22 protein-coding genes are annotated in these 21,658 nt (G+C 46.0%); 5 read left to right on the forward strand and 17 right to left on the reverse strand.

Features of this window, described 5'->3' with window-relative positions; translation table 11 throughout:
- Positions 1–747: 747 nt before the first annotated feature.
- The 6 genes from ARCVE_RS00905 to ARCVE_RS11215 form a co-directional block, all read right to left on the reverse strand.
- On the reverse strand, positions 748–3,669 hold the full coding sequence (locus tag ARCVE_RS00905) for a PAS domain S-box protein (protein ID WP_013682901.1): 2,922 nt from the start codon (positions 3,667–3,669) through the stop codon (positions 748–750).
- Positions 3,662–5,728, reverse strand: coding sequence for a PAS domain-containing sensor histidine kinase (locus ARCVE_RS00910; protein ID WP_013682902.1), 2,067 nt, complete (start codon positions 5,726–5,728; stop codon positions 3,662–3,664). Before ARCVE_RS00910 ends, ARCVE_RS00905 begins: the two co-directional genes overlap by 8 nt.
- On the reverse strand, positions 5,729–6,823 hold the full coding sequence (locus ARCVE_RS00915) for an FIST signal transduction protein (protein ID WP_013682903.1): 1,095 nt from the start codon (positions 6,821–6,823) through the stop codon (positions 5,729–5,731).
- A 109-nt stretch (positions 6,824–6,932) separates the two neighbouring features.
- A complete protein-coding gene (locus ARCVE_RS00920) occupies positions 6,933–8,255 on the reverse strand; it encodes a PAS domain S-box protein (protein ID WP_198002011.1) in 1,323 nt (440 codons plus the stop codon).
- A complete protein-coding gene (locus tag ARCVE_RS00925) occupies positions 8,215–8,610 on the reverse strand; it encodes a response regulator (protein WP_013682905.1) in 396 nt (131 codons plus the stop codon). Before ARCVE_RS00925 ends, ARCVE_RS00920 begins: the two co-directional genes overlap by 41 nt.
- Before the next feature lie 213 nt (positions 8,611–8,823).
- The gene (locus ARCVE_RS11215) at positions 8,824–9,096 is read right to left on the reverse strand and encodes a hypothetical protein (RefSeq protein WP_156785979.1); all 273 of its coding nucleotides are present in this window, start codon (positions 9,094–9,096) and stop codon (positions 8,824–8,826) included.
- Here ARCVE_RS11215 and ARCVE_RS00930 point away from each other — a divergent pair.
- Complete coding sequence (locus ARCVE_RS00930; RefSeq protein ID WP_048085428.1) at positions 9,084–9,446, forward strand: Ig-like domain-containing protein; 363 nt, start codon at positions 9,084–9,086, stop codon at positions 9,444–9,446. The genes ARCVE_RS11215 and ARCVE_RS00930 overlap by 13 nt on opposite strands.
- Positions 9,447–9,537: 91 nt before the next feature.
- Here ARCVE_RS00930 and glyS read toward each other — a convergent pair whose 3' ends face one another.
- On the reverse strand, positions 9,538–11,244 hold the full coding sequence (glyS, locus tag ARCVE_RS00935; RefSeq protein WP_013682906.1) for a glycine--tRNA ligase: 1,707 nt from the start codon (positions 11,242–11,244) through the stop codon (positions 9,538–9,540).
- Positions 11,245–11,557: 313 nt separating this feature from the next.
- On the opposite strand from glyS, the gene ARCVE_RS00940 reads away from it, so the two are divergent.
- Together ARCVE_RS00940 and ARCVE_RS00945 are read left to right on the forward strand one after the other, a co-directional pair.
- Entirely contained in the window at positions 11,558–12,088 is a 531-nt protein-coding gene (locus tag ARCVE_RS00940; protein ID WP_013682907.1) for an archaemetzincin family Zn-dependent metalloprotease, read from the forward strand.
- A gap of 112 nt (positions 12,089–12,200) precedes the next feature.
- Entirely contained in the window at positions 12,201–12,566 is a 366-nt protein-coding gene (locus ARCVE_RS00945) for a DNA polymerase ligase N-terminal domain-containing protein (RefSeq protein WP_013682908.1), read from the forward strand.
- Positions 12,567–13,049: 483 nt separating this feature from the next.
- Here ARCVE_RS00945 and ARCVE_RS00950 read toward each other — a convergent pair whose 3' ends face one another.
- From ARCVE_RS00950 to ARCVE_RS00970, 5 genes are all read right to left on the reverse strand, one after another.
- Entirely contained in the window at positions 13,050–13,670 is a 621-nt protein-coding gene (locus tag ARCVE_RS00950) for a trimeric intracellular cation channel family protein (RefSeq protein WP_013682909.1), read from the reverse strand.
- Position 13,671: 1 nt separating this feature from the next.
- Positions 13,672–13,839, reverse strand: coding sequence for a hypothetical protein (locus ARCVE_RS00955; RefSeq protein ID WP_156785981.1), 168 nt, complete (start codon positions 13,837–13,839; stop codon positions 13,672–13,674).
- Between the two features lie 379 nt (positions 13,840–14,218).
- Positions 14,219–14,587 carry a helix-turn-helix domain-containing protein gene (locus tag ARCVE_RS00960; protein ID WP_013682911.1) on the reverse strand — a complete coding sequence of 123 codons (369 nt, stop codon included), beginning with the start codon at positions 14,585–14,587 and terminating at the stop codon, positions 14,219–14,221.
- On the reverse strand, positions 14,584–14,904 hold the full coding sequence (gene trxA / locus ARCVE_RS00965; protein WP_013682912.1) for a thioredoxin: 321 nt from the start codon (positions 14,902–14,904) through the stop codon (positions 14,584–14,586). The genes ARCVE_RS00960 and trxA overlap by 4 nt, the downstream gene beginning before the upstream one ends.
- Before the next feature lie 122 nt (positions 14,905–15,026).
- Positions 15,027–15,581, reverse strand: a complete 555-nt coding sequence (locus ARCVE_RS00970) for a TATA-box-binding protein (protein ID WP_013682913.1) — start codon at positions 15,579–15,581, stop codon at positions 15,027–15,029.
- A 60-nt stretch (positions 15,582–15,641) separates the two neighbouring features.
- Here ARCVE_RS00970 and ARCVE_RS00975 point away from each other — a divergent pair, with 60 nt between their 5' ends.
- Complete coding sequence (locus ARCVE_RS00975; RefSeq protein ID WP_052302942.1) at positions 15,642–16,253, forward strand: DUF1405 domain-containing protein; 612 nt, start codon at positions 15,642–15,644, stop codon at positions 16,251–16,253.
- A 173-nt stretch (positions 16,254–16,426) separates the two neighbouring features.
- Here the strand turns inward: ARCVE_RS00975 and endA are convergent, their stop codons facing one another.
- The gene (endA, locus tag ARCVE_RS00980; RefSeq protein ID WP_013682915.1) at positions 16,427–17,389 is read right to left on the reverse strand and encodes a tRNA-intron lyase; all 963 of its coding nucleotides are present in this window, start codon (positions 17,387–17,389) and stop codon (positions 16,427–16,429) included.
- A gap of 218 nt (positions 17,390–17,607) precedes the next feature.
- On the opposite strand from endA, the gene ARCVE_RS00985 reads away from it, so the two are divergent.
- On the forward strand, positions 17,608–18,339 hold the full coding sequence (locus ARCVE_RS00985) for an RAD55 family ATPase (protein WP_013682916.1): 732 nt from the start codon (positions 17,608–17,610) through the stop codon (positions 18,337–18,339).
- A 148-nt stretch (positions 18,340–18,487) separates the two neighbouring features.
- Here ARCVE_RS00985 and ARCVE_RS00990 read toward each other — a convergent pair whose 3' ends face one another.
- The 4 genes from ARCVE_RS00990 to ARCVE_RS01005 all read right to left on the reverse strand — a co-directional run bounded on the left by ARCVE_RS00990 (position 18,488) and on the right by ARCVE_RS01005 (position 21,636).
- Complete coding sequence (locus tag ARCVE_RS00990) at positions 18,488–19,366, reverse strand: carbohydrate kinase family protein (RefSeq protein WP_013682917.1); 879 nt, start codon at positions 19,364–19,366, stop codon at positions 18,488–18,490.
- Positions 19,363–19,881, reverse strand: a complete 519-nt coding sequence (gene tfe / locus ARCVE_RS00995) for a transcription factor E (protein ID WP_232215812.1) — start codon at positions 19,879–19,881, stop codon at positions 19,363–19,365. The genes ARCVE_RS00990 and tfe overlap by 4 nt, the downstream gene beginning before the upstream one ends.
- Before the next feature lie 241 nt (positions 19,882–20,122).
- Positions 20,123–20,821, reverse strand: coding sequence for a metallophosphoesterase (locus tag ARCVE_RS01000; RefSeq protein WP_013682919.1), 699 nt, complete (start codon positions 20,819–20,821; stop codon positions 20,123–20,125).
- Positions 20,818–21,636, reverse strand: coding sequence for a TIM barrel protein (locus ARCVE_RS01005; RefSeq protein ID WP_013682920.1), 819 nt, complete (start codon positions 21,634–21,636; stop codon positions 20,818–20,820). The genes ARCVE_RS01000 and ARCVE_RS01005 overlap by 4 nt, the downstream gene beginning before the upstream one ends.
- Positions 21,637–21,658 lie beyond the last annotated feature (22 nt).

A 21,658-nucleotide genomic window follows, 5' to 3' on the forward strand; every position in this document is an offset into this window, starting at 1 on the left:
TTTTCCAGTTAGTCTATGCTATCTTGATTTATTATAGATATTGTCGAGCATAACTTGGAAATACAACTGTATATGTTACTACATCCCCTTACCACCCTGCATTCGTTCAACTCTGCTATCTTCTGTTTTCAGTGGATGGGAATTTGTCATAGATTTATAGTGTTGGTTATCTTCCGGAAAGAACGCATTTTCAATCTTATATTGTCCCACTTAACGGTCTGCAATTTCCTTCCGAATTTCTCTTCTTTTTGTTTAGCGTGGATTGAACTATGCTTAGAAAGATCAAGTCTATTACTTCTGCTCTTTTGGTCTGTAAATGAGCTGTACATCTTGTGCAGCGTGTTGAACGAGACTACATAGACCAAGTATTTTTAAACTCATCATCCAGACGAAAGGGGTGTCTTCCAAATTGAAAAAGAGCTTAAAGCTGAGAGATCGGAAGTAGAAGACGTCTTTAAGCTGAGAAACGTGGACTCTTTATGGATAAAGATCTATAGTTAAATTCGTCTATGCTAACGTACTTCTCATAGCAATTCTCGTTCGACTGGGATTCAGGGGGAAAAGATGATGCTGCAGGTCGACTGAGTGGTGAGTTTGCAGACACCATAGGGTAATTATAGACGTTCCAGAAGTTTTGTCCCAAAAACCTTCAGCCTTGAGGTAAGAATAAAGAGGATCCGTAACCGGGGTGGTTTATACTACATCCCAATGAAACTACGAGGAAAATCCAAACGCCATACTAAAAAATTAGCGGGATTTGCCGTTGAGCATCTCCTTTAGCTTAAAAGTTCTCTTTTCTCTCCTCCTCAAGTCATCGAGGATTCTATGGATTCTATTTATCTGGCTGTCTATCATTTCGAGGACTTTTTCCGTACTTATTTCATCCCTGAGTTCCATATACCCTCTCATTATAGCAAGCGGATTTCTCAACCTGTCTGCGAGGTACTCGAACTGCTCAATATTTTCTTTTAACTGTTTTATTGCGGCACTTCTTTCCTTCTCAACATCTATCGCCTTCAGTGCAAAGCCAAGATCGTCCGCGAGGTCGAGTAGCAGCCCTATCTCCTCAGTGTCGAAGGCATCTGAAACTGGCGAGTTAAAGCTCAGAATTCCATAGAACTTCTCCTCGTGGACTATTGGAATTACAAGAACCTGCAGGAATCTGTGCTCATCGTTAATGGGGCATTTTTCACATATTTCGTCTCCCCACTCTACAAGCTTTGCTCTTCTCGTGGTAAGAACTTCTTCAACACAAGGGAGACCCTCCTTTAACCACTCTCTGAGCAGTTTCCTGCTTATCTTTCCCGTAACTGCCACAGGAGAAACTGCTGGCTTTTTACCCTCCCTGACGATTCCAACCCATACGGTCATGTAGTCCTCCACACTGGCAAAGGCTTTGCAGGCCCTCCTCAGCAATATCCTTCCGTCCTTCTCATGAACTATGAGCTGGTTTATCTCACTGGAAATCTGGAGGAGTTTATTCAGGCGTCTCAGGCTATTTTCCATTTTCTTTCTCTCAGTAATATCCCGTATAACTTTGTGGTAGCCTACCAGCCGTCCCTCCTCATCTCTCAGTATTCTCGCTGACTCGAGACAGTCTATCACGTTTCCCCTCTTTGTTCTATATCTAACCTCGAAGTTACTTACAAACTCATTACTGGAGAGACCTTCCAGCAACTTCTTTCTATCAGAGGGATTTACATAAAGCCTCAGGACACTCTGTCCAATTAACTCATCTCTCGTATACCCAAAGAGTTCTTCAGCAGCTTTGTTCACTTCGATTATTCTACCATCCATATCTGTCAGAAGGATTGCATCCATCGAGGATTCGAAGAGTCCCCTGTACTTCTTTTCGCTCTCTCTAACCCTCTCCTCAGCCCTTATTTTCACAATCCCCGCGGCCATATGCTCCGATATCGTATCTATGAGTTTTCTATCGAGTTCTGTTATCCTTTTTCCGGATTTAACTACAAGTTGTATTACACCCTGCAGTTCTCCACCGGAAATAAGGGGGACGGAGTACATCTCTTGGAGGTCACATCCAATACAAAGGTCGTGGAAATGCTCAGTGTACTTACTTCTCTTCATGTCAGGGATATAAAGTGGCTCCTTTCTGAGTGCTGTAACAACCGCAGTACTCTTACTATCTGGTCTGACCTTCTGAACCTTCGCAGATCTCTCCCCAAACTCTTCGTCAAAACCAATCTGCGTTACGGCCCTCAAAGTGTTAGTGTTCTTGTCATATATGAGAATCTCACCCATATCAAAGTCGAATACTCTCTTGAGCGCGTCAATTAAATTCGCTGCAAGTTCCTCTATACTCTCCGACTTGTTTACAGCCTCTCCAACGAGCCTGTACAACTCACTGAGATTGCGGATCTCCTCTTCCATCCGCTTTCTTTCCGTGATGTCTTTTATTATCCCGTGATATATGATAGACTGCCCCTCTTTTATTGCAATTGCCGATTCGAGACAGTGAACGATTTTTCCGTCTTTTCTTCTGTATCTCATTTCCATGTTCCTAACAAAGCCGTCTCTCTCTATCTTTTCTATGAACTTCTTTCTGTCAGAAACGTCAGCGTACAACTCTCTCACGTCCATCTTCAGCAATTCATCTCTCGTATACCCAAAGAGTTCTTCAGCAGCTTTATTCATGTCAAGAATTTTGCCCTCAGACGTCGTCAGGTATATAGTGTCCATCGAGGATTCGAAGAGTCCCCTGTACAACTCCTCACTTTTTCTCAACTCCTCTTCAATCCTTATTTTTGCAATACCAGCAGCTATATGCTCTGAAATGCTCTCGAGAAGCTTTCTGTCTCTTTCTGATATTTTCTTTCCTTTTCTCGTTATTATCTGGATAACACCATGCAGTTTACCCTTTGTGACGAGAGGTAGTGCGTATATCTCTTCGATGTCGAGTTTTCTGAAGATTTCTCTCGCATACGCTGTAAGGTCGTTCTCCTTTACATTGGAGATGTATATCGGCCTCTTTTCGATGGCAGTTCTTACTGCAATACTTGGATTTTCCTCGTTCACCTTATGAACATCAGCAGAATAATCGCCAAAAACTTCAAAACCGAGCTGAACAACAGCTTCGAGTGTATCTGTTTTTGGATTGTATATGAGAATCTCACCCATATCAAAATCTATTACTTCCTTTAACTCCTTCAAAATCATTGACGAGAGTTGCTCTATGCTCTCCGACTTGTTTACAGCTTCCCCTACAATTCTGTGTAGCTCACTAAGCTTTCTGATTTCAGCGTTCATCAGTTTCCTCTCAGTAATGTCTTCCATGGTCTCGATAACTCCAATCACTTCTCCATTTGACCTGAGTAATGAAGCTCTGAAGTAGATCCACTTTCCTATATGCGGGAGGTATAACTCGAGTTCGTACGTGTTTTCGTCAACCTTTCTTATCTTTTTCTTTTTTACTTTCCTCTTTCTGTAAAAGTTCTCAACTCCATCGAGAACAATGTCTGCGAGGAGCGGGCTTGGTTTGGAGAAGAAGGCTTTCCAGTGATTTGTGGTGCCTATTATCTCTTCCTTCCTTATCCCGGTGAGTTCCTCGCACGCCCTGTTCCAGTATCTAACAACGTGGTTCCTGTCGATGACGAATGTCGGTACGGGTACGTTCTCGAGTATTTCTTCGAGCTTGAAGTCTCTACTCATCGTTGACACCTCCTGAACGAAATCTCAGTATGAAAACACTGCCCTCTGGCTCGTTGTCCTCTACGTGTATGCTTCCCCCGTACCTCTCAATGAGAGTTTTCACGAGGTACAGTCCAAGACCAGTCCTTCCTGTTTTCTCTCCTTTGAATCCCTCTTTGAAAATTTCCTCCTTGATTTCATCGGGTATTCCCGGCCCGTTGTCGGCTATTCTAACTTCCACCCAGCCGTTGATGGCTCTCGCTTCAATATCCACTCTCTTCTCTTCTTTGTCGTTATGGAAGATGGCATTAAGGAGAACGTTTTCGAATATTGAGGGGATCATATCGTCTGCAAGAACTTTGAGTCCTGCAGGAATCTTTACATTTACAATAGCTTTGTCCTTCACTTTCTCAATTTCTTTCTCGAGGACTTTCGAAATATCAACGATCTTAAGCCCCCTTCCAGCCATTAACGCCTCTTCTATTTCCCTTATCGTACTTATTAGCTCCGTGCAGACAGCAATTCTCTCTTCTATCTTCTTAAGAAACTCTTCATTGCCGGAATCTCTGTAGAGGTCGAGATAACCCTTTATTATCGTCAGCCCATTCTTTATGTCGTGCCGCAGCATCTTGTTGAGGAGGCTTAAATGCTTGTTCATCCTCTTTATTCTCTCCTCAGCCTCCTTAAGCCTCGTTATATCTCTTGCAATTATTACGAGGTATCTCCTTCCTTCGAGTTCACACTCCTTAAGACTGACAGAAATTGGAAACTTGCTGCCATCCCTCCTTACGTGCCAGCCCTCTACAGCCTCCCCTCTCCAGGCTGGAAGATCCATGACATCGTAAATCGTCTTCTCGAGAAGTTCATCCTTCGTGTATCCCAGCCACTCGCAGGCCGTCATGTTTACATCTATTATTTTCCCGCTCTCTGCCTCGACGAGGAAAATTGCATCATTACTGTAATCCATTAACGTTCTAAACCGCTTTAGTTCTTCTGCTCTGACGCGCTCGGTTATGTCCCTGCTTATCCCGATAATCCCGATAAACTCACCACCTTTATCGTAAACGGGAGCCTTTATTGTCTCGAAGGTGATTTTTCTTCCGTTGATGTACCCCGTTTCCTCAGTGCGCACAATGTCTCCTTTTGTCATCACGAGTTCGTCACTCTCCCTGCACTGGGCGGCAAGATAGGGCGGGAGGATTTCATCGTCTCTCTTTCCTACGATATCCTCTTTGGGTTTTCCGACGAGTTCCGCATAAGCTTTGTTGACGACGATGTTTCTGCCGCATGTATCCTTGAAGTAAACGACATCCGGAATTGAATCGACGAGAGCTTCAAGCAGGTCAACGGTTCGCCAGAACTTTATGGTAATTTTCCTCAGTTCCGTAACATCTCTGCAGACGAGGACGTAATCTTCACTCCCTTCTATTTTCGCAGGATTTATTTCGAGATACCTTGGTTTTCCACCTGAGATTACAACGACTTCAAATTTCTCCGTCCACTTTCCCACCATCTCAGAGAGCCTGATTCTACTTTCATCGTCAAAGCATGGCAGCTCATAGATTTTCTTACCTGAGACATCTGACGTGGACAGTTCTGTAAGGTTAATCCAGGCGTTATTAACGTCCTTCACAGCCCCGTCTGGTGAAACAACTACAACGGGATCGGGGATTGACTTTAGCAAAACGTTCTTCTTTTCGAGTTCGATTTTTCTTCTCTCAAGTATGAAATGTCTCGCTAATTCCTCTACACGCTTTGAAAAGAGCTGGAAGAACCGCTTCTTATTTTTGATATTCAGAGGGTGCTCGAGGTATAAAACGCCCCCCTCAAATCTGTGAATGAAAACGTTATCGGGTTTCAGAATCTCGGCCTCTTCTATCGCATCCAGCGCGTCTCTATCATTTCTAAAGCCGAGAAGGGCCATGCACTTTACACAATCGAGTTCTACAAAGAGAGCAATCCGCCTCACTCCGAGAATTCTGGTGGCCCGTTCTATTACCTCCTTCCCGAATTCTTCTTCGCTTGAAGGAATAGTGAATGCGAGGAGTTCATGGAGCATCAGGAATTCGTAGAGGTCCATTTAATCTCCCCCCACAGCTACTACTACTGTTTTATTGTGGAAAACGGGAACGTTAAACGTGGAATAGATCTCACCAAACGTTAGGGGCCCTATAAACGGAACGGGCAGACTCTCTTTTATGGCTTTTATTTCCTCTTCAAACTTACTCCCGAGCAGAAACATTCTCGAAATGCAGTCAAAAACGAGAGCGAATCTGGGCTTTTTCACTCCGCTTGTCGCCAGCTCAACAACTTTCTCAGCCACTTTAATGATCTCCTCATTCTCACATCCCATAATTGTAACGACGGAGTTCTGGGGGACCTCACTCACAAGTTCGATGCTACCATCGTCCCCAAGAGCTATGGGGTCCCTTATAATAAAACTTCCACACGCGCACGGAAGACCGAAGGGATACTTCATTCCGTAAATTGCGAAGTTCTCTTTATCACACTCCACATATCTCGAGTACACCTCAAAGGCTTTTTCCCCCTCGATTTCGTAAATCTTCTTGCCCGAGGTCTTCGTTACTATCATCGGGTCAGTTAGTGGCCTCCATCCGTGACCAACAGCTGCACTGAGCGTTACGTCAATAATGGCAGCAGCAAAACCGCTCTTTATTATTCCCTTTTCTGTGAACTGCTGAGTCCTCGTGCTCATCAGGTTGTCTCCTGAACCACCTCCTACGTAGACGTATTCAGGACCAAGGGAGTTGTAAAACCCTCTGAGGAGTTCGGGTATACCATCTATAAAACCGTCGGGAAATATTATTGTAGTTCCAGATTTTACCTTTCTGAAAACTTCACCAGCTTTTTCTCCACTCTTCCACGGATCTTTGACTTCCGAGAGGTACGTAATCGCTTTTACACCCTTCAGAGTGCACACACCAATTCCTTCCCTGATAACTCCGTCAGGCGTCAGTATTCCGGCGGTGCAGCATCCAACGACTTTCCCCACGAGTTCAGCGACGGCTGAGAGAACATCCTGTCGCGTGTACGTGTTTGTTGTGAACAAAATCGTGAGGTCTGCTCCGCCTGATTGGTCCAGAGCTTCTTCTACTGCATTCCTTGCTGCTATTCCTGCATTTTCGTGGTTGCTGTAGGCTATTCCTACATGCATGGTGAAATTCCTCCTTTCCACAGGAAATAGGGGGGTGTGTGTCTCGTAATTGGCGTAATTATCATGAACGAACTTTCGCAAAGGTTCTGGAAAGCTACAGGCATAAAAGTTACACCTCCCTCAATCTGAGTACGAAAACGCTTCCCTCTGGCTCGTTGTCCTCTACGTGTATGCTTCCCCCGTACCTCTCAATGAGAGTTTTCACGAGGTACAGTCCGAGCCCCGTCCGACCACTGCTCTCTCCCTTGAAACCCTCCTTGAACACTTCTTCCTTAACTTCATCCGGTATTCCTGGTCCATTATCCGCTATTCTCACCTCTATCCAACCGTCAACCCGATTGGCGGAGGCCCATATCCTCTTTTCGTCCTTGTCGTTGTGTACAACAGCATTTCTGAGGATGTTGTCAAAAACAACGTGGAGCATTTCGTTCGCCATAACAATCAGATCCTCGGGAACGGAAGTTGTAACGATCACTCCTGGCTCTTTGACGTTCTCAATCTCTCTCAGCAGGACCTCTGTTAGATTCACGGGCTTCAGTTCTTCGGACCTCTCTACCTCTTCAGCACTCCTCACTTCGTCTATTAGCTCGAGAGCCTGGGCGATTACATTGTCAATTCTGTCAAAGTACTCACTTTTTGGATCCTCTCTTGCGATTTCTACAAAGTTTTTCAATGTAGTGAGGTAGTTGCAGAACTCGTGCCTCAAAACCCTGTTGAGAACTTCGAGTCTCCTGACTCTCCTCTTAAGCTCCTCTTCTCGCTCCTTTCTATCTGTGATATCTCTTAGAATCCCCTCAACTCCAACAAGAGCGGAATTCTCAATCCATGGCCACGCAACAACTTCAAACCACATGGTTCTGCCATCTCTGGCGAGCATTCTGAACTCAAATCTTGCCGGTTCTCCTCTGAAAACCTTTGAGATCTCTTCCACGACTTTCTTCACGTCGTCGGGATGAACCAATCGCTGAAACGTGGCGTTGACGAGATCAGATAGGTCGTAGCCGAGAACACTGCAAAATGCGGGATTTATCTCGATTTTTCCGAGTCTGAAGAGGACATCTCTTGAACGAACGAAAAAGTGCCTGTATTCTTCCGACTCACTGCGCCTGATCACCTCTTCTGTAATGTCTCTGCAGGCAAAAATGAAACCATTTTTCAGGGGAGAGCAGCGACATTCGAGGATTATTCTCTGCCCATCTTTCCTTATTCCTTCGGCAACGAAGATCTGCTGACTTGTAGCTTCTGCATCGAAAGCGATGAGACTCGGCAGACTTCTCCCTCGAAGCTCCTCCTCGCCCTCCCGAAAGAGTCTTTCAGCCTCTCTACTACAACCCGTAATTTTCAGCTGGGAATCTGTAAGAATTAGGGCTACGGGGATTGATTTTAAAATTTCATTGGCCTTTGACCTCATTTTTCTCGTTTTCTTTTCCAACTATCTTCTCTACAAGTTCCTCAAGCTTTTTCCTTCCAAATGGCTTCTCGAGGATGTCTACTGCTCCTGCTTCGAGCATTTCCTTGCCCTTGTGCGTAGCATACGCCGTAACGGCAACTATTTTTGCGTTGGGAAATCTCTCGAGAATGGCTTTCGTAGCTTCTATCCCGTTCATACGGGGCATCATTATATCCATTAAAATCAGGTCGGGTTTGTGCTCTTCGCACATCTTCAGAGCTTCAATTCCATTTGCAGCTTCAATGACATCGTAGTTTTTCAGAATGAGCCTCATTACCTCTCTTATTGCTGGTTCGTCGTCAACTATAAGTATTTTTACATTCTTCTTCCTGCCCATCTCTTTCACCTTTAGGTTTGATTTGATATATCATTATCACTACCATTAGTGATATATTAAAAGTCTTTCGCATTTTGTTGATGATGTGTTGATATTCTTTTGCACTACCTACTTTGCTATTTATAAAGTTGCCTAAATGTTTTTTTAAATTAAGTTTCTATATGATTCTAGCTTTATGGATAATTTTTCAGAAAGATTATTTTCCCGGTAAATTTAAGCTGACAGCCATACGCCGTTGAAGCGAATACTCAGGAGTCGTTTGAAATGAACAGGCTGCGGTGTTGGTAAAATCCCTCTGAAAACAGCGTTACTGAAAGGGACATCAAGAGCGGCACAAGGTAGCTGTTGGTCATCGAAGCCGTGAGCGTGGAAGGGAGCGCTGCTGGATATCAGGACGACAACTCCGCCAGTGGTTGTGAACGCCGTACCGTAGACTCTGGAGTAAGTGTTGATGAGGGTAGGACAGGGAGTCAGTGGAACGGGCACTCACAATATCTCTTTCAGTTTCTGGGGAGTTCATGTGGAAAGGAAACACGTTCGTGTTTGTTCCGGATTTTCTTGAGTATAACACAGAGTACGTGGTTTATATTTCAGACGAAGCCACTGACATTGCGGGAAACAGGCTGGAGTTGTATAAATGGAGTTTTGAAACTGCAGCCCAGCCTCAACCACCACAGCCCGTGATGTCGGAATTAGAACCGCAACCACCCACGGCATACTTCAAAGTATCGCCAAATCCGGCAACGAGAGGTGAAACCGTTACGTTTTCCGGTTACGGAATAGACCCGTACGAATCGCTCAACTATTGGGAGCAAACTAAGACCGGGAATTTGTGAGTCCTTGCAACTCTTTACAACCTGTGTTTTGTGACAAAATCTCTGCTCACATTTTACCAGAAAAAGCGAAAGAACAACGAAACACTAAACTCTATTCTTTAAAGACCTCTCCAAACTCGGATATATCTTTGTCTGTACTGAGCAGCTCCCTAAGTGCTGGAGCGAGACCCCCTATATGGACTCTTATCTGTCTCGTTGTATCTCTGTCCCTTATCGTTACTGTCTCGTCCTCAAAAGTCTGGTGGTCAACCGTAACGCAGAAAGGCGTACCGATTTCGTCGAATCTTCTGTACCTCCTTCCTATGCTTCCGGAGTCGTCGTATTCTGTGAAAATACCCTCTTTCTTAAGCATGAATGTTATCTCGATGGACTTCTCGATAAAAGCACCCTTGGAGAGAAGCGGCAGCACAGCAACCTGAACGGGAGCCATCCACCTTTTGAGCCTCAGAACTCTTCTTTCCTCCCCGTCAACGATGTCTTTGTCGAACGCATGCTCGAGGATAGCAAAGGTAATCCTGTCGAGACCGAAAGAGGGCTCTATGACGTGTGGAGTAACCTTCTCACCGTGGATGAGCTCCTCCACCTCTTTGACCTCGAAAAACTCCCTGCTCACTGATATTTTCTCTCCATCTACTTCTACTTCGATGGCCTCAATAGAATCGTCTGCAATCTCCATGCTTTCAAGAACTTCGGCAATCTTCTTCGCCTTCTGCCTGAATGTCGGCCCGAGCTTGCCCATGTTTGGAACGATCTTTCTCCTCTTCACCTTTACGGGCTCTTTAAAGGGTACGAAGACACTCAAGTCCTCTCCGCTGTACTTCATGTGTCTGCTGAGGTCGTAGTCGCCTCTGTCTGCAATTCCTACGATCTCTATCCAGCCGTAGCTCGTTAAGGCTTCTGCATCCCAGCAGTCCGAGGCGTAGTGAGCCCTTTCATCGTCGCGGTGCTGCCGGAACCTCAACCTTTCATCGTCTATACCTGCCTGAAGAAGGAATCTCCTCGTTTTTCCAATGAAGTACGCTATAACCTCATTGGCTATTATTCCCTTCTCAACAGCCTCTTTGAGAGTTATGACATGCTCGTTCCCAAACTTGTCGAGAAGCTTGACTTCATCATCTGCATAAATGTGAAAATCAGGATGCTTCTTCTCGCCCGGATGGACGAAGAACTCAAGTTCGGCCTGATTGAACTCTCTGAGCCTGATCACACCCTGTCTCGGGCTTATCTCGTTTCTGTAAGCCCTTCCAATCTGGGCAACTCCAAAGGGAAGCTTATCTCTAAAATAGTCCGCCAGCCTCTTGAAGGCAATGAATATTCCCTGGGCCGTTTCAGGGCGCAGGTAGCCCTTCTTCCCCTTCCCCGGCCCTATTTTCGTTTCGAACATGAGGTTGAACGGCGTTGGTTCTCCAAACTCACCGTCACATTCACACTTTAAGTCGAAGCTCTCGAGGATCTCCTTCACCGCCTCAACGGTCTCATCAGCCTCGATTCCGAGCTTCTCCTTTATGTAGTGGTCGGCCCTGAAAACTCTACCGCACTTCTTGCATTCAATAGCCACGTCGGTGAAGGATGTGGCGTGGCCGGAGGCTATGAAAACTTCCTCTATTCCTACGGTTGGCGTGTCTATCTCGACAGCTCTCTCGTTAACTACGAAGAACTCGCGCCAGAGGTTCTCGAGCCTCCTACGCAATCCATTACCGAGAGGACCATAATCAATAAATCCGGCCATTCCTCCGTATATTTCGAAGGATTGCCAGAGAAAGCCCCTTCTGATGAGCATTTCCATGATTTCGCTCATGCTGCCCAGCTTGTCAGCTTGCTTTTAAAGGTTTTCGTGTATGTAGCAGCTGGTGTGACATACTATGACAATAACCCCATTGTTTCCTGTGGAAGTTCGTTATAAAATTTTTTGAGACCGTTCGTAGACGGATTTTCTAATCTACAAGATATTTCGGCTTAGGAAATGTACAAAACCTGTAGATTTGCAGATTTGCAAAAGAACTGCAGATGTCAAAACCCGGGACGGCATATTGCTGGCAATATTATCAGGTAACATCAATATAGGTATGCAATGTGAAAAATTTTTATGCTATTAAAATTGAATCGGGTTGATGAGAATATGCATAAAACCTCTTGGCATCGTGGACGTTACAGTACTGGATTTTTTACAGAGCAATCTTGCGAAGGTTTTTGGAGAGTGTGATGTGCTGCACATGGGGAAGATTCCGCCAGAAGCCTACAATCCAATGCGAGGCCAGTACAACTCTACAACCATCCTCGAAAATCTCGAACCCGCTGAAGGCTGCCATGTGCTCCTTGGTGTTACCGAGGAGGATATTTACGCAGGCAAACTGAACTTCGTTTTTGGCGAAGCTGAACTCAACGGTTCGAGGGCAATCATATCGCTCAGCAGGCTGAATCCGAACATCTATGGAATGAAGAACGGGGACTCACTCAAGATCAGGGCATTAAAGGAGGCAATGCACGAAATCGGGCACGTTTTAGGACTCGCACACTGCTCCAATCCCCGCTGTGTCATGCACTTTTCCAACAGCATATTCGACACCGATGCGAAGGACTGGAAATACTGCGATGTTTGCAGAGAAAGGCTTGAGAGTCGGGGCGTGAAAGTAAGGTTGTAGCTTTTGAGTTAGATTGCAGCTTGTGGCGGCATTGGTTGGTTTCAGTTAGTTTCGGGTTAAGCGAGCTCCGGCAGGCATAACTGGTTTATTTGTCTGGAATAATGCAAAAAGTATGAAGTTCGTAGTACAAGAGCACTTCGCAGGTCATCACCACTATGATTTCCGCCTCGAAATGGACGGCGTGGCGAAGAGCTGGGCAGTTCCGAAGGGAATGCCGATTAAAAAGGGTGAGAAGAGACTGGCAATTCAGGTTGAGGACCACAGCGTGGACTACATGGACTTTGAAGGCGAGATCCCTGAAGGCATGTACGGTGCAGGGAAGATCATCATATGGGATAAGGGCACTTATGAACTTTTAAAAAGAAGCGAGAGCGAAATAAAAGTCAAACTCAAGGGAGAGAAGCTGAAAGGAACCTATGTCCTCGTTAAGTTCCCCAAGGCCGGGAAGGATGCGTGGCTTGTTATCAAGAGTGGTTGAAGGCATTATGGCTGTGGTAAACTTCACGGACGGCCTATATGGTAATGGGCCTCTTACACTTTTCCTGTACAGGTTTCATATTGAACGACGTGTCCGAATAACACGACTACTAGCATTTCCAATAACTTCGCCACACTTTGGGGCATGCAACACCTTCCAGAACCTCCTTAGCCAGCCACCCCCGAGGACATCTTTTTTTGGAAAGATTAAGGCCCCCGTTCGGATTTACGTGCTCTTTCTTGAGAACGGGCCTCAATCCGGTCGTTCTGATTATTTTACCGCATTTTGATGTTCAAGAGTGTCATCTCTCGTCTACCGAACAACTACAGAATGCATCTATTTTTTAGCTTTTACGTTTAATCTTCGCGGTATCTGAGATAATTTAACTCTCAAAACATGTTGAACTTTCCATTCATCAAAATTAGGCTCATATAGGCTTAAAATCCTTGAAACGTGCTGTACAGTCGCTCATTCACTGAACAATCATCCATCCATCTTAACCCTCGGCAGGTTCCAGCCAAATCGGATCGAAGCGATTCTGAGAATTGTGGTGGATAGTGCCGAAACAAACATGGCAACTTCAAGCGTCGTAACCCAGCTCAGGACGTAAAGCCCAGCGCCGCCAATAAGGGCAGCAGTCGCGTAGAACTCGCGTGTAAAAACGAGGGGGACTTCTCCAGCAAGAACATCTCTTATTATTCCCCCACCCGCTCCGGTAAACATGGCAGCGAACACAACTCCAAGCGGGCCAAGCCCCACATTTAGGGCTACAGCCCCACCGAGTGCGGCAAAAGCACCCAGCCCAACCGCATCGAAGTACGGCAGAAGCCCAACAGCGTTCGCAAGCTTTCTGTACATGCAGATCGTGATCGTTATGGCTGCAATCGCTATGATAAAATCGGGCTCGCTCCTGAATGCCAGCGGTGGAACATTGCCAGCTATTATGTCTCTTGTAATGCCCCCTCCAAAGGCTGTAGCGAGACCGAGAAACGCACAGCCAAAAACGTCCATGTTTTTGTCGATTCCTTTGAGTGCACCGCTCACTGCAAATGCAAATACACCAACGTAGTTCATCGTCAGTACGACAAGCTCAAGCACGCCCATATTAGCTATTCCTCATTTCGGAGTTTTCCATGAGATTTTCAATTTTTTCATCTGTAAGTGATCCCTTGTGACTTACTTTCTTTTTCATTGGAAAGGTAGCTGAACTCTCGTGGTCACCGCTGGACAAGCCAACGTTCATTGTACGTATTGGGGAAATACCTACGGCCACTCTGGACACCCCCTGCATCGCAAGTAACGAAAGTCAAGAATTTACTATTTTTGGAACGGTCTAAGTCCGATTACCTTTTGCATTTCCAATGGCGCATAAGTCTGTCATTGTCGGATTTGTGGCGAATACTTGTAGAATTAAAGTAACCTGCCTACACTCCAGCAGCTGTCCGGAGTTTCGTCGAATTCCGATTTACTTCAACTTCTACTCCGTTTGTTGGGGAGTTATGTTGACCCTTCAATAGATTTTAGTCTGTAAAATAATAATCCAAAATTATTAGCCTCAGAGCCCATATGCATGCAATCTTAATTTGCCCAAGTTTGGTTATCACCCCTTCAGAAACAGCAGAGTAGAATAGTAACTTTTAAATCCCCCCGACTCACACCTCGCGGAACTCGGTGACGAACTCGTTTATGGCCGTGTCAACCCTTTTGCATAGTTCGCCCAGCATCTTCCTCATTTTTTCCGCAACACGTTCAGGTTCCACAGGCATGTAAATGTAGTAGTAGCCTCCAGCCTCAATCGTTTTCTTCTCTCTGAAAACGAGCCCGCAGAGCATGAGCTTCTGGAGTGACTTGTAAATCGTGTTTTCGCTTTTTTCAATTGTCTCTGCAAGCTGTTCTATTCTCGCACCGCCAAGTTTTAGCAGAGTTCTGTAAATTAAAATATCAAATTCGTTCAGACCAAAAAAGCACTCCAGCACATTTTCGCAGCTCAGGGCGGTTATGGCTTCCCTTATCGACATCATGGCTGTATGAGCTGGAGTGCTCTTTCAATTTCAACTCTAACTGCGGCCTCTGGCAGCGCGCCGATGAACGAATTTACGATCTTGCCCTTGTGGAACATCAGTACGGTTGGTATGCTCGATATCCCGAACTCGAACGCAAGCTCGCGGTGTCTGTCAACGTTTACCTTGACGAACTCAACGCCGTCGAACTCCTTCTCGAGCTTTTCCAGTACTGGTGTCAGAAACCTGCACGGCCCGCACCAGTCTGCATAGAAGTCGACGACTACAAGGGTGTCCTTATTCACGATTTCCTTAAAGTTCCCGTTAACCTCCTTCATGTTTAGTTGTTCTGCAGGAGAGGTATATAAATCTTACTGGTTTTTCCAAAAACATTAAAAACTGATTTTCAATAATATAGCCATAAAAAATGCGGAACTCAGTTAAAAAGTGGAAAAAGAAGTTACATGAGACCGAGGGCTGAGAGTTCTTCGGCTATCCTCTCCACAGCCTTTACAGCGTCTTCTGGGTTCTTGCCTCCCGTAACAACCATCTTCCCGGAGCCAAAGATTAGCACGACAACACGGGGCTTGTCAAGTCTGTAAACGAGACCGGGAAACTGCTCAGGCTCGTATTCGATGTTCTCAAGTCCGAGACCAATAGCAATTGCGTTGAGGTTTAGGTCAACGCCAAGATCAGCAGAAGCAACTATGTTCTGAACCTTAACTTCAGGTTCGAGGATTACGGGAATTCCGAGTTCGCTTATAATCTTGACAACCTGCCTTACTGCCCTGTTCGCATCTTCAACGGATTTCGAACCCGTACAGACAACCTTTCCACTTCTGAAGATAAGAGCTGCAGCTTTTGGTTCTTTGGTCCTCAAAACGAGTCCGGGAAACTGCTTGGGTTTGTATTCGGCATCTTTTACTTCTTTGGCGATTTTGTTGAGGTCTATGTTTTCCCCTATCTGAGTTGAAGCAACGACATTTTCTATTTTTATTTTATAATCCTTCTTCATTTTACCCCCCAGAGTAAAAGGTTTATAAACTATATAAATACCTTTGCCTACTTCCTGCACGTGAGACTATCATTGAGCGCATCATCGTTCCTCGGAATGTTCGCAGAATGCAGGATGAAAAGACTCGTATACTTCGCTCTTCTAGCGAATGCAGCCGGTACCGTCTACGGATGGTACTACTATCATCTCCAGCTTGCGGAAAACCCGGTTTACACGTGGCCGGTTATAACTGACAGCCCTAATTCAACCCTGCTGTTTACAGTAGCCCTCTTTCTCATCCTGAAAGGCAGGAAGAGCGACTTTCTCTCCTTTGCAGCTTCAGCAAGCCTGATTAAGTACGGGCTCTGGACCTGCTTCGTTCTGCTCTTCCACTCCGACTATTTCTTTTCACCCTACAGCCGACTTCTCTATACCGGAATTTTTATCACACACTTCCTGATGGCGGTCGAAGCAATCCCCCTTGCCTGCACAATTACGGAACGAAAGCCGTACTTCGCAGCCGTTCTTGCTTGGCTGCTCTTCAATGACTTCTGCGATTACTGCCTTGGTCTGCACCCATACATCCCTCTTGATGGGATAGAAGTTGTTGCAGCCGTTACGCTTCTCCTGAGCTTCTTTTCCTTCGCGACAGCATGGCTCGCTGCGGGATACGGGAGTAAAAAATGTGAGTAGGTTGATCCTCTTAATTTTTCCACCGCACGATCAGTTAAAGGCATGTTATGATGGATACTCAATCCACAAACCTCAGCATAAGTTCTGGGGAGTCTATAGGCGCCATACCTTTAAACGTCGAAAGACATGATTGAAAAAAGGTCTAATCTCGCTTTAGGGCAGAAACGACGAACTCACACCCTGATCCTCTCAATGCATACATATCTGTTGACCTCTCCATCACTGAAGGCGAAAATCATACGCTTTCTAACGTTCTGGGCCAGCCTTACCGCCCTTGCAACCTCTCGCATTGGCAGAGGTTTGTCAGTGATGGAGACAAGGTACTTGGAGTGGGGAAGCTCCTCAACCCCTCTGACCTCCTCGTACAGCCTGAAGTCACTCCCGAACTTGAAACCCGTCTTCACGACAAAGCCTCTGCTCTTCAGATCTTTGTAAACGCTATATCTTCTCTCGAGGTTCGGCTCGATTGAAAGCGAAGCTTTCCACAACTCTTCGAAGGACATTCTTCTGCCCCTCGCATAGACCTCGAGAAAGCCAGCATCGACAAGGTAGAGGGCCTCTATGAGAGATAGCGTAACGACACCCCAGCCGAGGCTGCCGTAGAAGTGTTCCTCAAAAATCTCCTTTCGGTCGGTGATAACTCTGTCTCCCGTGAATGTCCCCCTGAACGTCACGAGTTTCTCTTCCTGCCCTCCCTTGAGCTCCGGCTCGTACAGTCTGTAGTATGTTACTTCGCTCTCCTCATCCACAACAGCAAGAATAGGGTTCAGAGATTTTACAGTTCCATAGAGCGCGTAAAAATTCAGGTGCTCCCTCTCTGAAACAGGCAGAAAAATGTCTTTTCCAACTAATACTTCCCCCTGTGGCCTAACCCTGTGTCCACGCTCCCTTAAATCCTGAAAAACGAAGAACATGGGAGTGTATGCCGGATTAAGGGATGCGCACCATTCAAGAACCTCTATCGGGTCTATAACCCTTTCACCATCTTTAACGCAAATAATGCCCTTAAACGACAGGTATGCGACCTCCACAGGATGGAGGATAATCTTATCTCCTCTTTTTGTGCCAAACTTTCTTTTTTCGAGGTTTTTTGTAGCCTTAACCCATGCAGAATTTCCATGGATGAAAGCCTCCATACATTCTTTACAGAGGTAAGGGTTAAATTGTTAACGTATATTCTCGTTTGTTCTTTAGGCGGTCTAATCCTGTTTTTGAGGACTTAAAGAAAGCCCTCAAGATTTTTTAGTGCTTTCCCCAAGCCGCTATCCCAATTTTATTCAATGCCGTTAATTGGGTGCAGAAAAGGCTTAATAGGATGAGTTGTATAACATATTAATGTAGGGTGATAATAATAATGATGGAGTTGCAGCAGCACTACAGGGCGATTCCGGCTATACGGAGCAAGCCCACTGGTATAACTCTTCTCGATAAAAGGTTAGACGGGGGTCTGCCCGAAGGTAGTCTGGTTTGTGTTTATGCAAGTCCCATAAGCATGCCTGAAGCCTTCCTTTATCAGTTTGCGTCGGTCACTCAGACGTACTACTTCATAACGTCCCGTCCTGCGCAGTACGTTAAGGAAAACATCGAAGCCATGGGTTTTTCCGCTGAAAACATCGAGTTTATCGACGTTTTCTCCCAGTACTATCTAAACGAATACGGACAGTTCGTGCTCGAAGACCGCTACAGAGATAAAGAGATATTCGACTTCGTTGACCATCACATCAACGAGATCCTTGCCAAGCAGGATGATTACGTGGTCATCTTCGACTCCATATCTTTCTTTCTCAAGCTCGATGTCGGCAGGGGGCTCAAGGAGTGGTTGATTAACAAGCTGTACATCGCATCGAAGCAGAGCAAGAACCTGTTCTACATATACCTGATGAAGGGTGTACATTCTGAAGACATCGTTAACATGGTTATGGACATCTGCGATGTCATATTCGACATAGATTCGGAGCGTGTTGGCGATCGCATATCCAGCAGGCTCGCAATCCCGAAGATAAGGAACAAGCCGCCGATGATGGAGACCTTCAAGTTCTACATAAGCGAGGGTGTACAGATAGATACGTCGAGAGATATTGCGTAGCCATAGCTTTTTGAATTCTGGAGCTTCAGAACGAGGAGCGGTTCGTCAGAGTAAGGCAGTTTTAATAAAGAGTGTCTTGTCTGAATGAAGGAGTCTGAAGCAGAAATCGGGGCTTAAAACGGAGCCAGCGAGTTACAACCTGGACCAGTTATTCCGAAAGAACCCTGTCAACATCTCTAACGGGCGGAAAAGTCCTCGCCCCATAATGCTGGATGCTGTACGCAGCAACGAAATTTCCGGCTTTCAGACACTTCTCCAGCGAGTAGCCTTTCACGTAACCGTAGAGGAAGCCAGCAGAAAAAGCGTCTCCCGCCCCGGTTGTGTCAACAACCTTAACTCTGAACGCCGGGCAGTGCACACTCTTTTCATCGCTGTAAGCTTTACATCCTTTTTCGCTCATGGTAACGACGAGTACGTCAACAAACTCAAGAAACTTCTCTGCGTTCCCTCCCAGCATCTCGAATTCCGGAAGCGAGAGAATTACAATGTCTGTGTACTGCAACAGCTCTGAAAGTCTTTCGAATCCCATGGCCGAGTAGGGGTGGCCGGGATTCAGGATAACGGTCTTTCCTCTCTCCGTTGCCTTCCTTGCTATCTCGAGATGGATTTCAAAGCTGTTCGCAGCGGGAAATGGGTCAAGATAAAAGTATTCAACCTCATCGTAATCCCCGTTGGGGATTGAAACAGCAGCAGAACCCGCGGCGTTTGGATGGACGAAGAAGGTTCTTTCACCCTCGCTGTCCACGTAGATGTCCACCCTGCCAGTTTCAGGATGGGTAACAGCAGCTCTTACATCAACTCCGACTTTTTTCAAACTTGAGATAAAAAAGTCCGCATCGCTGTCTGTTCCAATTGTGGAGTAGAATCTGCACGGCAAACCAAAGGAAGCGAGCCCATATATAACGTTTGCTGCAGCGCCTCCTGCCTCTTTAACCGAATTCCTTACAATAGCCTGCCCTCCCCTCTGCGGGTAGGAGTCTATTGAGTAGATGTGGTCAACGAGCGCAGGCCCTACACCAGCAATCATTGCAGGTTGCTCAGCATCTCATCAATTTTTTCGATCTCCTCTCTGACCTTCTCCACTATAAGGCTTGTATCGAAGTACTCGAGGAATCCGCCGCACCTCGGACACATGAAGTTGAACTCCATCGCCTCCTCGTAGTTCACCTTAATGCAGCCATTGACACAAATGTAGTAAACGCTCGCCTCCTCCATCTCGAGTTTTTCCTCAAGCTTCCTCCTTGTCTTGAGCAGCTCTCTCCTAAGAACCTCGTTCTGCTTGTCGTAGTTTATCTTCCAGTAGTATTCCATCCATCCCGTCTCGTCGTCCCTCTTTCTTCTGTACTCTGCGAGTCCAAGCTCGTACAGAGCGAAAAGAGATTTTCTGACATCATTTATTTCAATCCCAAGCTCTGCTGAGAGCTCCTCGTCCGTGAACTCCCTCTTTGGTCTGAGGGTGTAGATGATGAGTCCGACGTCTCCAGCAACCCTTTCGATGAGTTCGCGGATGAGCTCGTCTGATTGCATCACGGTCACGTTCACAAATCTTATTTTTGTTCTTCCCCCTATTTAATTTTGCGATTTTGGCTGATAGTTATCATGGATGTCTCTTTTTGGAGAGATTTAAAGTTATATTTAATAATTTATTATTATTTTGACTTAATTTGACTTTATTTGTCTTTGAGTGGACGCGAGCAGCCCTGGCAGGAATATTGTGTCTTGCAAAACATCCCTTTTTTGCACTCAACGAATCCACAGGCAAAGCGAGGGATAGCGAGCAAGGCTATTCGAGACTGCCCACGACCCGTCTCAAGTCCCTGACTTTTCCGAGGTACACGACCTCTTCATCCACGGCATAGACTTCGACATCATCAGCGTTCACGTGCAGAATCGGAGAAAGGAAGGAGTCGATGTTCAGAACGTCACTTCCAGACATTAGAGGAGAGAAAGCTGGAAGGACGATAATTTCCCTTTCACCCTTAACATGGAGGTAGCAGGGGAAACTGTACAAACCGCCCTTCCTTATCTTGACCGCCGGATGCTCGTGCCCCATAATTATTCTCTCAGCTTCGCATTCCTTATGGCCATGCACAACCGTCCAGCCCCCAACGTCAATGCTCTCCTTCAACTCAATACCGTGTTTTGCGAGAATTGCAGCGAGGAAGTTGTCGTGATTTCCTCTAATAACCTCAATTTTCACGCCGGAAAAAGCCTTGAGAAAAGCCTCTACGTCCTCCCACTCGTAGGGCAGGTTCCTGCTGAACTCGTGTTTCAAATCGCCAGCGATTATTAGCCTTTCAATATCGTACTTTTTCAGAATTTTTCTCGTGTTCGCTATAATGTCTCTTATCTGCATCCTTGGAAAAGCTACGCCGTAGTCCTGCATGACGTTCTCGAATCCCAAGTGTAAGTCAGCTATTATCGCCGTGTTTTCGATTATTACGGCTTTTTCAGGTGTGAGCTCCACGTTGCCAATTCTCATAGGCTCTGGTAGGTTTTCTTAAGAAGCATCGCATCCTCTTCAAGGTTGGGGCTTTCGCATATCAGTATGCCCTCGACACCAAAGTCCTTCAGGGCCTTCAGCAACTCAACGTACTTGAAATCCGATTCTTCAAGGTTAAGGTGTGCTTTCTCACCCTTTAAGCCATAGTCAATCCCGCTTACGTGCATGTGCATGTTCTTCAGCGCTTCTTTTCCGAGTACATCCTCAACTTTGCTCAGAATCTCGCAGAATTCGTCGTAGCTATTATATCGCCTGTACCTCGCGTGGATATGTGCGAAATCGACACACGGCATAACGTTTTCGAGCTCTTGGCTTAGTCTCAGCAGTTCGTCAAGTTCACCAAACTGCGTGGCCTTTCCAGTGGTTTCTGACCTGAGAATCGTTTTTATACCATGCTGCTCCATGTATTCGAGAACTTTTGCAATACCCTTCCTCACCCTTTCGTAAACTCTCTCCTTCGACGACTTCTGGTAGTATGCTGCATGGAAAACTATGCTCCTTGCGTTGAATATGCTTCCAATTCTTACAGAATCGACTATTCGCTTGACGCTGTCCTCAAACTTGTCCTCCGAATTGAGATTGACGTAGTAGGGCGCATGAACGCTCAAGGCAACGCCTAAAGCCTCGCTCATTGTTGCGACCTCTCTGGCTTTGGTTTCGCCCATTTTAACGCCCCTGACGAACTGCACCTCCATTGCGTCGAGACCAAGCTCACTTATGGTCTTAACACCTCCGGCAGTACTTCTATCCTTCGAAGCGTGTGGGACGCCTGCAGTGCCGAAAAGCAGAGGCATATCTGGCATTTTGAAGTGAGGA

This window comes from Archaeoglobus veneficus SNP6 (assembly GCF_000194625.1).
Classification (GTDB): domain Archaea; phylum Halobacteriota; class Archaeoglobi; order Archaeoglobales; family Archaeoglobaceae; genus Archaeoglobus_C; species Archaeoglobus_C veneficus.

Excerpts from the sequence above, each read along its gene's own strand:
- ARCVE_RS00905 (WP_013682901.1), bottom strand. The coding sequence starts at position 3,669 with ATGAGTAGAGACTTCAAGCTCGAAGAAATACTCGAGAACGTACCCGTA.
- ARCVE_RS00910 (WP_013682902.1), bottom strand. The coding sequence starts at position 5,728 with ATGGACCTCTACGAATTCCTGATGCTCCATGAACTCCTCGCATTCACT.
- ARCVE_RS00915 (WP_013682903.1), bottom strand. The coding sequence starts at position 6,823 with ATGCATGTAGGAATAGCCTACAGCAACCACGAAAATGCAGGAATAGCA.
- ARCVE_RS00925 (WP_013682905.1), bottom strand. The coding sequence starts at position 8,610 with ATGGGCAGGAAGAAGAATGTAAAAATACTTATAGTTGACGACGAACCA.
- glyS (WP_013682906.1), bottom strand. The coding sequence starts at position 11,244 with ATGAGCGAAATCATGGAAATGCTCATCAGAAGGGGCTTTCTCTGGCAA.
- ARCVE_RS00940 (WP_013682907.1), top strand. The coding sequence starts at position 11,558 with ATGAGAATATGCATAAAACCTCTTGGCATCGTGGACGTTACAGTACTG.
- ARCVE_RS00945 (WP_013682908.1), top strand. The coding sequence starts at position 12,201 with ATGAAGTTCGTAGTACAAGAGCACTTCGCAGGTCATCACCACTATGAT.
- ARCVE_RS00950 (WP_013682909.1), bottom strand. The coding sequence starts at position 13,670 with ATGGGCGTGCTTGAGCTTGTCGTACTGACGATGAACTACGTTGGTGTA.
- ARCVE_RS00960 (WP_013682911.1), bottom strand. The coding sequence starts at position 14,587 with ATGATGTCGATAAGGGAAGCCATAACCGCCCTGAGCTGCGAAAATGTG.
- trxA (WP_013682912.1), bottom strand. The coding sequence starts at position 14,904 with ATGAAGGAGGTTAACGGGAACTTTAAGGAAATCGTGAATAAGGACACC.
- ARCVE_RS00970 (WP_013682913.1), bottom strand. The coding sequence starts at position 15,581 with ATGAAGAAGGATTATAAAATAAAAATAGAAAATGTCGTTGCTTCAACT.
- endA (WP_013682915.1), bottom strand. The coding sequence starts at position 17,389 with ATGGAGGCTTTCATCCATGGAAATTCTGCATGGGTTAAGGCTACAAAA.
- ARCVE_RS00985 (WP_013682916.1), top strand. The coding sequence starts at position 17,608 with ATGATGGAGTTGCAGCAGCACTACAGGGCGATTCCGGCTATACGGAGC.
- ARCVE_RS00990 (WP_013682917.1), bottom strand. The coding sequence starts at position 19,366 with ATGATTGCTGGTGTAGGGCCTGCGCTCGTTGACCACATCTACTCAATA.
- ARCVE_RS01000 (WP_013682919.1), bottom strand. The coding sequence starts at position 20,821 with ATGAGAATTGGCAACGTGGAGCTCACACCTGAAAAAGCCGTAATAATC.
- ARCVE_RS01005 (WP_013682920.1), bottom strand. The coding sequence starts at position 21,636 with ATGCCTCTGCTTTTCGGCACTGCAGGCGTCCCACACGCTTCGAAGGAT.